The following is an 11,193-nucleotide window of genomic DNA, read 5'->3' as shown; positions in this document are numbered from 1 at the left end:
TGGAGTGAATATGCCATATTATATCATGTTAGTAATTTAATTGCGACACAGTCTGTATTAGTAATTGTTTAGTGCTTAGAATTTAGATCTTAGTAATTGTACTTAAAGGAGGAATAGTGGGTTTAAAACGGAAGCACCTTATTGGTCTGGAAGACGCAACACCTGAAGAAATAGAAACATATCTAAATACTGCTGAGTCCTTTAAATCTATCTTTGACAGGAAGATTAAAAAGGTTCCGGCCCTTCGCGGACGTACTGTTGTAAATCTTTTTTTTGAGAATTCTACACGTACCAGGACTTCTTTTGAACTTGCGGCAAAGAGGTTGAGCGCGGATGTAATTAACTTCTCGGTTTCTACAAGCAGTGTTTCAAAAGGGGAAACCCTTATAGATACTGCCAAGACGATTGAAGCTCTTGAGTCTGATATGATAGTTGTAAGACATTCCTGTTCAGGGGTTCCATTACTTCTCACAAAGACCTTGAAATCAGGGATAGTGAATGCTGGTGACGGGATGCATGAGCATCCTACACAGGGGTTACTTGACCTTTTTACTATAAGAGAAAAAAAGAAAAAAATTAAAGGACTAAAGATTGTGATGGTCGGTGATATTGCGCATAGCCGTGTTGCCAGATCTAATATCTACGGTATGACTAAGATGGGCGCTGACCTTACTCTTGTTGCCCCTCCGACGCTTATTCCAAAGGATATTCAAAAGTTAGGGGTAAAAGTTGACCATGATCTTAGAAAAGCGGTTGAAGGTGCGGATGTTGTTTATATGCTCCGGATTCAGCTTGAAAGGCAAAAAAGAAACCTCTTCCCGTCTATCAGGGAATTTTCTGTTTTGTATGGAATGGATGAAGATAAACTCAAACTTGCGAATAAAGATGCTCTTGTTATGCATCCCGGACCTATGAATCGCGGGGTTGAAATATCATCTGAAGTAGCTGACAGTGAGCAGTCGGTTATATGTGAGCAGGTAACAAACGGAATTGCAGTCAGAATGGCAGTACTATACTTATTAGCAGGAGGTGAGACCAATGAAATTGCTTCTCTCAGCGGGCAAGGTAATTGATCCTGTAAATAAAATTAATGAAGTTCTGGATATCTTAATTGAAGACGGAAAAATAATTAAGGTTGCAAAAGATATTAAAGATAAAACTGCAAAAGTCATGGAATTGAAAGGTTTGATTGTTGTTCCGGGTCTCATAGATATGCATGTGCATCTTCGGGAACCGGGTTTTGAGTATAAAGAAACTATCGAGACAGGTGTAAGGTCGGCGGTAATGGGAGGCTTTACTTCTGTGGCTTGCATGCCAAATACCGAGCCGGTAATGGATAATACTGCGGTTGTCGAACTGGTTATTTCAAAAGGAAAGAAAGAAAACCTGGCGAATGTTTATCCTATTGCGTCCGTCTCGAAACACGCTAAAGGCGAGGAAATCTCTGACATTGGAATGCTGATAAACAGCGGTGCTGTTGCTTTATCCGATGATGCTGCACCTTTAATGAATGCTGAGGTAATGCGCAGGGCTTTTGAATACACCAAACAATTTAATGTTTCGATAATAACTCACTGCGAAGACAAAAATATGACAATGGATGGAGTTATGAATGAAAGTTTTAATTCTACTATCCTTGGAATGCGCGGCATGCCTACAGTAGCAGAAAGCTTGATGGTTTACAGAAATATAGCTATAGCAAATTATATGGGAGCTCTGGTTCATATCGCTCATGTAAGCTGTAAGGAGTCTGTAGAGATTATCAGATGGGCAAAGAAACAGGGGATGAAAGTTACCTGCGAAACAGCTCCGCACTATTTCACTCTTACTGACGATGCAGTTAAAACTTATGATACAAATACGAAGATGAATCCGCCGCTTCGCGGTACCGAAGATGTTAAGGCAATAAAAGCAGGTCTTAAAGACGGTACAATAGACTGTATAGCTTCAGATCATGCTCCTCACGGCAGGATTGACAAAGAATTAGAATATAATTATGCGTCTTTTGGTATAGTCGGACTGGAAACCATGCTTCCGCTTGTACTAACTGAACTTGTAGATAAAAAGATATTAACACTTGAACAAGCTGTTGAAAAGCTTTCAGTTATGCCGGCAAAAGTTTTGGGTTTAAATAAAGGATCGCTTTCTGCAGGTGCTGATGCGGATATTACCGTCCTTGATATTGAGAAGAAATATACGGTTGACATAAACAAGTTTCAAAGCAAGAGCAAAAATTCTCCCTTTAACGGCAGGGCAGTCAAAGGATCAGTTTTTATGACGATTGTTGGCGGCGAAATTAAAATGAAAGAAGGTAAGATATTGTGAAAGCATCAAAGAAAGCTATTCTTGCATTAGAAGATGGTGAGGTGTTTGAAGGAAGGCATTTTGGCTATGAAGGTGAATCCTTCGGAGAAGTAGTTTTCAATACCAGTATGACCGGTTATCAGGAAATACTGACTGATCCTTCATACACCGGGCAGATTGTTACTATGACTTATCCTATGATTGGCAATTATGGGGTAAACAGCAGGGATGTTGAATCTGATAAAGTGCAGGTAAGCGGGTTTGTTGTAAAAGAATACAGCAAAGTATACAGTAACTTCAGAGCGGAAGAAAGCTTGGGTGACTATCTAAAGAGAAATAAAATAATAGGTTTGGAGTGTATAGATACCCGCAAATTGGTCCGGCATATAAGGACTCATGGTTCAAAGAAAGGTGTTCTTTCGACTATTGATTTGGATATTAAACGTCTTGTAAAAAAAGCGAAAGTTTCACCTTCAATTGTAGGCGTTGATCTGGTGAAAAGAGTGACGTGTTCAAAACCTTATAAATGGACAGAGGAACCGTATTTTGTTGATAAAGATTCTGCAAATAGCAAAGTCGATCAGTTAAAACTCTTTGAAGTTGATCATAGAAAGAAAATCTATAATGTAGTTGCGATTGATTGTGGTATAAAATTTAATATTTTAAGAGATCTGGTTTATCATGGTTGTAATGTTACTGTTGTTCCTGCAAAAACCACGGCCGGACAAATAATGGCGTATAATCCGGATGGGGTATTTCTTTCAAACGGACCGGGAGACCCGGAAGCAGTTACTTATGTCGTTGAAACTGTAAAAAATCTTTTGGGCAAACTTCCGATATTCGGTATTTGTCTGGGTCATCAGATGCTTGGACTTGCACTTGGAGGAAAGACATATAAAATGAAATTCGGGCACAGAGGGGGAAATCAGCCGGTAATGCGTCTGGAAAATCAGAAAGTAGAAATCACCTCGCAAAATCATGGTTTTGCTGTAGATATGTCTTCAATTAAAGATAAACAAGTACTTCAGACTCATATAAATTTAAATGATAAGACCAGTGAAGGATTGGAGCATAAAAAGTATAATCTTTTTTCTGTCCAGTATCATCCTGAAGCTTCCCCCGGCCCGCATGATGCAAGTTACCTCTTTGATAAGTTCATAAAGAGTATGAAAATGAATTACTAATTACTAAGCACTAATAACTAAACAAAGAAAAAATATTTAATAACTAAATCTTAAACAAAAGAAAAATGGAAAGGGAATGAAGAAGAAAAACTTTGAACTGAATGAAGAACCGGCTAAGTATTTTAATTTGGAAGACCGAACTTTGAAATATGCAAAAGATACACTTGCTTTTCTAAAAAAGGTTAATAGAAGCATCGAGAACCAGGAGTTCATTAAGCAATTAGCAAGGTCTTCATCCTCTGTGGGCGCAAACTACATTGAGGCGAATAACTATTTAGGCAAAAAAGATTTTGCCCATAGAATAGGAATTTGCAAAAAAGAAGCTAAAGAGAGCGGCTATTGGCTAAAGTTGATAGATATTGATAATAAAAAAGAAGATATACTGGGAATGCATCAATCTCTTTTAAAAGAAACAAACGAATTGGTTCTAATATTTGCAGCTATACTTAGAAAAGTTAAACCTTAGTTATTTTGTTTAGTCATTAAAAATTAGTTATTCAGACTGTGTCGCAATTAGAAAAATATATTTTACTACACAACAGATTGTAGTTGCTCGATTTATCAAGCCTATATATTGTGGCCGTGAAGCTAAAAATTGAATTGCGACACAGTCTGTATTAGTAATTGTTTAGTAATTAGTGCTTAGTGATTAGTTATTGATTTAATTGGGAGGAATCCTTATGAAATGGCTGATACTTCTGACAGCCTTGGTACTTAATGCTGTCGCAAATATACTTATCAAGGCCGGAATGGCCCGTCCGGATGCACAGGGTGGTTTAATTGAATCTCTCAAAGCCAAATGGCTTTCTCTTCCTGTTATTGGAGGTGTCATATGTTTTGGTTTGGCCCTGGCAGCTTACAGTATTACCCTGAAGAAAATGCCTCTTAGTGTTGCCTATCCTATAATGACAACAGGAGGACTATTCATTATTAGCGCTGTTTCTGTAATGTACTTCAAAGAAACAATCACAACAGTCCAAATGATAGGTTTGGCGCTCCTTGTTGGTGGTATTTGGCTTGTGGCCAGATAAATGACGGAAATATGTTAAAATTCTGCATATAAAATCAAAAAATAGTGATCCGGTGTTTTTGACAGTAATATTGTTCATATTAGGCATTGTAATAAAATTGCCGGTTGTTCTGCTTGGTGTCCTTCTAATTGGTTTGATATATTTTCCCTTTTGTAAATAAAAAATACCTATTAACGGAAGTTTCCTGTATGAATCATATTTGTGGCTAATTTTTGCGCTAGCGCTAATATTGTAAGGACAAGATTATACCTCTTGTGGCATTAGATTTTGTTTTATCTGTGATATCTCTTTCCCATCTGTGTCATTAGCCAAAAACCGCTTTTTTTTGCGGATTTTTGGCTGGAGTTTAGCAGCATATTTCGGTATAATAATATATTAAAAAAATATTTAAAAACAGAGGTGAAAATGAATATAGCCGTTATAGGAACAGGTTATGTAGGTTTAGTGACTTCAGCGTGTTTTTCCAAACTTGGACATACAGTTGTTGGTGCTGATAATGACCCGTCTAAGATAGAAAAGCTAAAAAAACTGCAAATGCCTATCTACGAACCGGGACTTGAAGAGCTTATCAAGGAAAACGTCAAACATGGCAGGATTAGTTTTACTTCAAATGTTTCGGAAGCTATTAACAAATCAACAATAATATTTATTTGTGTCGGGACACCTCCTCTTCCTGATGGAGGGGCTGATCTTTCTGCCGTTGAGAAAGTGGCCAGGCTTGTTGCGGAAGAAATGACGGATTATAAACTGGTAATAGATAAAAGCACCGTACCTGTTCATACGGGAGAATGGGTAAAAAAAACAATAGAAACTTATAATAAACACAAAGTAGAGTTTGATGTAGCTTCAAATCCGGAGTTTTTGCGTGAAGGAACGGCAATACATGATTTTATGAATCCGGACAGGATTGTTATAGGCGCAGATTCGGAAAAAGCAAAAAGTTTACTGATGGAGCTTTATAAAGATATAGATGCAATAAAGGTTGTTACGGATATTAATACATCGGAGCTGATAAAACACGCTTCAAACTCCTTCCTTGCAATGAAAATATCATTTGTAAATGCCTTGTCTCGAATTTGTGAAAAAGCTAATGCGGATGTCACAAAGATTGCGGAAGGAATGGGATACGATAAAAGAATCGGAAGAGCATTCTTAAATGCCGGTCCGGGGTTTGGCGGTTTTTGTTTTCCGAAAGATGTCTCGGCGTTCATTCATATCGCGGATAAGCTGGGATATGATTTTCATCTTCTTAAAAGTGTTGAAAAAACAAATGAAGAGCAGAAAAAGTTTATAATAAAAAAAGTTGAAGAAGCTCTTTGGGTCTTAAATGGTAAGGTTTTAGCCGTGCTAGGTCTTGCGTTTAAGCCCAACACGGATGATATTCGATTTTCTCCCGCAATGGATATAGTTACTGAACTGCTAAAAAAGGGTGTGAAAGTCAACGCCTATGATCCCGAAGCTATGGAGAATGCAAAAAAAGTTCTAACAAACATTAAATACAGCTCGGATCCCTATGAAACAATGGTTGACGCAGACGCGCTGTTAATCCTGACCGACTGGGAAGATTTCAAAAATTTAGATCTAATCAAGGTTAAAGGTTTGTTGAAAGCTCCCGTAATTATTGATGCCAGAAACCTCTACGACCCAAAGAAGATGAAGGAAGTCGGTATAACGTACAGATCAGTAGGAAGGCCCGGGTAGAACAAATTTGAAGACCGAATAAGTTCAATTACTAAGATTTAAATTCTAAGCACTAAGAAGAACAATGACTAAGAATAAAGCTCTAAGCACTAAACATAAGGAAGTTTAATAATATAAGTACAAAGATTTCGTTTAGTCATTAAAATTTAGTTAGTAATTGTTTAGAATTTAGTGCTTAGATCTTAGTGATTGATTCATCTGAAGTCTTCGAGTTTGTACTTGATGCCTTTAAAGGAGTATATTTTATGTCTAAAAAAACAGCTCTTATTACCGGTGGTGCCGGTTTTCTTGGTTCCCATTTATGCGAGTACTTTATTAATAAGGGTCACCTTGTCATATGTGTTGATAATCTCTTGACCGGAAGCAAAGATAATATTGCGCATTTGGATAGAAAATATTTAAAATTCATCAAACATGATATAACAAAGCCCCTTAAAATCGCAGGCAAAGTGGATTACGTTCTGCATTTTGCATCACCCGCAAGTCCTGTTGACTATACAAACCATCCGATAAAGACGGCTAAAGTCGGTTCTCTTGGCACTCATAATGCCCTTGGACTTGCAAAAGCAAAGAAAGCACGGTTTATTGTGGCTTCCACCTCCGAAATTTACGGAGATCCTCATGTCCATCCCCAAGTAGAAGAATACTGGGGTAATGTAAATTCCATCGGACCAAGAAGCATGTATGATGAGGCAAAACGTTTTTCGGAAGCTCTAACAATGGCGTATCATCGTGTACATAAAATTGATACAAAAATAGTAAGGATTTTTAATACATACGGAGAACGTATGCAGATTAATGACGGAAGAGTAGTTCCTAATTTTATTTATCAGGCATTAAAAGGTCGGGATATTACAGTTTATGGAGAAGGAAAACAGACTAGAAGTTTTTGTTACGTCTCAGATTTAGTGGATGGGATTTACAAGCTGCTTATGTCAGATTATAATCTACCGGTAAATATCGGGAACCCGACTGAAAATACTATATTGGATTTCGCAAAAACAATAATTAAAATGACCGGTACAAAAAGCAAAATAATCTATAAACCGATTCCTGTGGATGATCCCAAGCAAAGATGTCCCGATATAACAAAAGCAAGAAAGTTGCTTCATTGGGAGCCAAAGGTGGATCTTGAAAAAGGAATTGCAAGAACAATAGCGTACTTTAGGACCAAAATAAAGTAGAAGCAAATTCGAAGTTGGAAATTTGAAAAACGAAGCAATATATAGGCAAAGTATTTTTAAAATATGCAGCATTTGTTCTTTTGAAATTAGTTGAGTATTGTTTTGGAATTTATTGTTTATCTGTTTTGTTTCGAATTTAGAGCTTCGAGTTTGTACTTACAAGGAGGTCTTTACATGAGTAAAACCGCACTAATAACCGGCGTAACCGGTCAGGACGGAAGTTACCTTACAGAGTTGTTGTTGAGTAAGGGCTATGAAGTTCACGGAATAGTTCGAAGAGCCAGTACTATGAACCGGGAGAGAATTGACCATATTCACAGGGATGATCATGCGAAGGGTAACAAGCTATTTATTCATTACGGGGACCTGGCGGATGGAGAACAAATATCGGATATAGTTTATAATGTCAGACCTGATGAAGTATATCATCTTGGAGCTCAGAGCCATGTCAGAGTAAGCTTTGATATTTCAGAATATACGGGTAATGTGACCGGTCTTGGTACCACAAGGATTCTTGAAGCAATAAGGAGAAGTAAAAAGAAAATCAAGTTTTATCAGGCTTCTTCCAGTGAAATGTTCGGCTCGGCAAAACCGCCCCAAAGCGAAAATACACTGTTTGCGCCAAGAAGTCCTTATGCTTGCGCAAAATTATATTCCTATTGGATGGCGAAAAATTACCGTGAAGGTTATAATCTTTTCATCTGTAACGGGATTTTGTTTAACCATGAGAGTCCGAGACGCGGAGAAAACTTTGTTACCAGAAAAGTGACAATGGGAATATCTTCTATACTTGCAGGAAAACAAAAATATTTATATATGGGTAATCTTGACGCGAAAAGAGACTGGGGTTTTACTCCTGAATATGTAGAAGCCATGCATAAAATGCTGCAGCATAAAACTTCCGGAGATTATGTTATCGGCACCGGAGAAACGCATTCTGTAAAAGAATTTATAGAAAAGGCATTTGCATATGCGGGTTTGGATTGGAAAAAGCATGTAAAGACAGATCCCAGGTATTACAGAGCTACAGAAGTTGATGTGTTGCTGGCAGATAATCGAAAAGCGGTTAAAACCTTAAAATGGACGCCAAAAGTAACTTTTCAAGATCTTATAAAGATCATGGTTGATTCAGATATGAGAAAAGCAGGACTTTGTGCAATTGGACAAGGTGATGAGATAATCAGGAAAAAGTTCGCGAAAAAATGGTGGAAGAAAGACTAAAGTAAAAACAAATTCGAAGCACGAAACTCAAAATTCGAAAAATAAGAGAAAGAAAACTCGAAAAGAAGAGAGTAGTAATTTATTAAAATGGTAATGTAGTTGCTCAATTCATTGAGCCGCCTGATGAAATCAGGCAACTACAAATACTTGATTTTTTTGGTTTTTTGTTTGTGGTTTTTTCAAGTTTTCCGCCTATGGCGAGATCTCGCTTTCGACGGACAAGTTTAAGTCTTCGAATTTGTACTTTAAGGAGAAGGTTTTGTCTAAACAGCGTGTTTTGATAACCGGCGTAAGCGGTTTTGTAGGCAGTCATTTGGTTGATTTTCTGCTGAATAAAAAAAATATAGAAATACACGGGGCGGATATTCTTGGCGGAGAAAAAAGTGCCAATATTGAAAGTTCTATAAATAAAATTAAATTTCATGCCTGTGATCTCAGACAAAGTACTCCGGTCAGGAAACTAGTAAAAGAAATAAAACCGGACAGAATATTGCATCTTGCCGGCAGCGCATTTGTCGGGGACTCCTGGTCCAGCCCTCAAAATACTTTTGAAATGAACGTTTTCAGTGAATTAAACATTTTTAATGCACTTGTAGAATTGAGACTTAATCCTTGGATCCAGATTGCCTGTTCAAGTGAGGAGTATGGGTTGGCCGCTAAAAAGGAGCTTCCTATATCGGAAAAGAATGAACTGCGTCCTTTATCTCCGTATGCTGTAAGTAAGATTGCGCAGGATTATCTTGGGTATCAATACTTTAAAAGTTATGGTCTGAAAGTAGTTAGAACCCGTTCTTTTAATCATATAGGTCCCCGCCAAAATGATAAATTTGTGGTTTCTAATTTTGCAAAGCAGATTGCCATGATTGAAAAAGGCAAACAAGAGCCTTTTATTAATGTGGGAAATCTTGATTCTGTACGTGATTTTACCGATGTCAGAGATATCGTAAAAGCATACTGGCTTTGCACTGAGAAAGGAATTCCGGGCGAGGTCTACAATCTATGTTCAGGCAAAGGCTATAAGATATCCGAGATCCTTCGGATCCTTTTAAGTTTTTCGAAAGTAAAAGTTAAAATAAAAATAGATCCCAAAAAAATGCGGTTGTCTGATGTTCCTGTCTGGGTGGGTGATAACAGAAAATTTGTAAAGCAAACGGGCTGGAAATTGGAATATTCATTAAAAAAGACCCTGTCTGATACCCTCGATTACTGGAGAGGAAAGGTTAAATGATAGGAAAAAGTACTCTGAAAGACGGAGGAATTCTTTTTATTGCTTCTATCCTCGGCGGATTTTCTAATTATTTATATAATATAATAATAGGAAGGATGCTTGGTCCTGCAAATTATGCTGAAGTCACATCTTTATTATCTGTCATTGTTATTGCTTCTGTTCCAAGCGGTACAATTCAAACAGTTATTACAAAGTTTGTTGCAAGATATAATGCGCATAATGAACAAAATAAAATACAACAACTTCTAAAGTCGGTATCAAACAAACTCTTAATAGCCGGGATAGTTCTATTCCTGATTTTTATCCTGTTTTCCCGTTTGATTACTGATTTTATGAAAATTGAAAGTATTATTCCTGTGGTTTTACTGGGAATAGTACTTATTCCTTCGGCAGTCTTACCTGTTTATCGCGGTGCATTGCAGGGAATGCAGAAATATCTGGATTTTAGTATTAGCGGTACACTGGAAGTATTTGCAAAACTTATTTTTGGCGTGGTGTTGGTTTATTTTGGTTTTAAAACAAGCGGTGCGGTGTTGGGCTTCTCTCTAGCCGGGATTATTGCCTTACTTTTTACCGGGATCCAATTAAAAGGCGTTTTAAATAAAAATATAAAAGGCCGTGAAGTCCCTGATGAAAAAATATTTCAGGAACTATTCAAGTACAGTAAAAATGTTATTTTAAATATATTATGCTTTACCGTTCTTACAAATAGCACGATGATACTGGTAAAACACTATTTTCTTCCGGAACAAGCCGGTATGTATGCCGGCGCGGAGATTATATCAAAAATAGTTATGTTTCTCACCGGAATTATTCCTATAATGGTATTTCCCAAAGCAGCCGCATTGCATGCAAAAAACATGGATTCAAAAAGATTACTGTTAAAAAGTATATCGGTTGTTTTTGGTGTAGGGGTTCTTTTTGTCCTCGGTTCGTACTTGCTTGGTAACTACATAATAACAGGTTTTTTTGGTGAGAAGTACCTGGAAAGCGCCGGCTTACTTGGCCATTTGTCAATTGTTATGACCATGTATTCACTTTATAATATAATGAGTATTTATCAGCTTTCTATAAACAATTATAAATTTATTTATGGTACAATTATTCTTTCAATAGCCCAAATAGGGTTAATTACAATGTTTCATAATACACTTGAACAGGTAGTAATGATAATGATTATCAGCAGTACCTTGATTGTCGTTTATAACCTTTATTGTTCGTTAAACAAAAAAGGGATAAAGAACTGTTCTTTGTTAAAATTTTAGGCAGAAATCTTGAAAGAATCGTGTAATTTGGCATACTTTTTGAAATCAACAGGATGATTAGAGATCCAGTTAGCA

At 37.1% G+C, this 11,193-nt stretch carries 10 protein-coding genes; all 10 read left to right on the top strand.

The window, feature by feature from the left end; genetic code table 11:
• Positions 1-116 precede the first annotated feature (116 nt).
• The 10 genes from A2536_08430 to A2536_08385 all read left to right on the top strand — a co-directional run bounded on the left by A2536_08430 (position 117) and on the right by A2536_08385 (position 11,118).
• On the top strand, positions 117-1,073 hold the full coding sequence (locus A2536_08430) for an aspartate carbamoyltransferase (GenBank protein ID OGF47749.1): 957 nt from the start codon (positions 117-119) through the stop codon (positions 1,071-1,073).
• Positions 1,039-2,325, top strand: coding sequence for a dihydroorotase (locus A2536_08425; protein OGF47748.1), 1,287 nt, complete (start codon positions 1,039-1,041; stop codon positions 2,323-2,325). The genes A2536_08430 and A2536_08425 overlap by 35 nt, the downstream gene beginning before the upstream one ends.
• On the top strand, positions 2,322-3,488 hold the full coding sequence (locus A2536_08420; protein ID OGF47747.1) for a carbamoyl phosphate synthase small subunit: 1,167 nt from the start codon (positions 2,322-2,324) through the stop codon (positions 3,486-3,488). The genes A2536_08425 and A2536_08420 overlap by 4 nt, the downstream gene beginning before the upstream one ends.
• A gap of 76 nt (positions 3,489-3,564) precedes the next feature.
• The gene (locus A2536_08415) at positions 3,565-3,954 is read left to right on the top strand and encodes a hypothetical protein (GenBank protein ID OGF47746.1); all 390 of its coding nucleotides are present in this window, start codon (positions 3,565-3,567) and stop codon (positions 3,952-3,954) included.
• 214 nt (positions 3,955-4,168) lie between these two features.
• Positions 4,169-4,519 carry a hypothetical protein gene (locus A2536_08410; GenBank protein ID OGF47745.1) on the top strand — a complete coding sequence of 117 codons (351 nt, stop codon included), beginning with the start codon at positions 4,169-4,171 and terminating at the stop codon, positions 4,517-4,519.
• A 405-nt stretch (positions 4,520-4,924) separates the two neighbouring features.
• Positions 4,925-6,220, top strand: coding sequence for a UDP-glucose 6-dehydrogenase (locus tag A2536_08405; GenBank protein OGF47744.1), 1,296 nt, complete (start codon positions 4,925-4,927; stop codon positions 6,218-6,220).
• Between the two features lie 245 nt (positions 6,221-6,465).
• Entirely contained in the window at positions 6,466-7,404 is a 939-nt protein-coding gene (locus A2536_08400; protein OGF47743.1) for an NAD-dependent dehydratase, read from the top strand.
• A 174-nt stretch (positions 7,405-7,578) separates the two neighbouring features.
• A complete protein-coding gene (locus tag A2536_08395) occupies positions 7,579-8,625 on the top strand; it encodes a GDP-mannose 4,6-dehydratase (GenBank protein OGF47742.1) in 1,047 nt (348 codons plus the stop codon).
• Positions 8,626-8,884: 259 nt separating this feature from the next.
• Positions 8,885-9,853, top strand: a complete 969-nt coding sequence (locus A2536_08390) for a GDP-mannose 4,6-dehydratase (GenBank protein ID OGF47741.1) — start codon at positions 8,885-8,887, stop codon at positions 9,851-9,853.
• Entirely contained in the window at positions 9,850-11,118 is a 1,269-nt protein-coding gene (locus tag A2536_08385) for a hypothetical protein (GenBank protein OGF47740.1), read from the top strand. Before A2536_08390 ends, A2536_08385 begins: the two co-directional genes overlap by 4 nt.
• The last annotated feature ends 75 nt before the right edge of the window (positions 11,119-11,193 follow it).

Source organism: Candidatus Firestonebacteria bacterium RIFOXYD2_FULL_39_29, assembly GCA_001778375.1.
Taxonomy (GTDB): domain Bacteria; phylum Oederibacteriota; class D2-FULL-39-29; order D2-FULL-39-29; family D2-FULL-39-29; genus D2-FULL-39-29.
Note: the sequence above shows the minus strand (reverse complement) of the source record. Positions and strands in the feature narration are given on the sequence as shown.